The 304-nt window shown below is 71.7% G+C and carries 1 pseudogene; it reads left to right on the top strand.

Features of this window, described 5'->3' with window-relative positions:
* Positions 1 to 304, top strand: a pseudogene (locus CCN44_RS38410) (hypothetical protein); the annotation flags it as partial.

Genomic DNA, 304 nt, shown 5'->3' with positions numbered 1-304 from the left:
CCACACCACCGGACTGCACACCGAAGCGGAGGGCATCGGCAGCCACGAGGTCGTCATCGAATCACCCGACCACGACTGGGACCTGCCCGACGGCGACGACACCGCCGTCGCCGACATCCTGCGCGCCTACCGCACCCGCTGCCTCGCTCTGCGCGACCGCCGCCCCGGCCTCGTCCTGCCCTTCCGCAACCACGGAGCCGCGGCTGGCACCTCGCTGCCCCACCCGCACTCGCAGATCGTCGCCACCCCAATCGTGCCCGCCCGCTTCCGTCAGCTGTTCGATGTCGCCCGCGCCTACTACGAC

Source organism: Streptomyces tricolor (assembly GCF_002155905.1).
Lineage (GTDB): Bacteria > Actinomycetota > Actinomycetes > Streptomycetales > Streptomycetaceae > Streptomyces > Streptomyces tricolor.
Note: the sequence above shows the minus strand (reverse complement) of the source record. Positions and strands in the feature narration are given on the sequence as shown.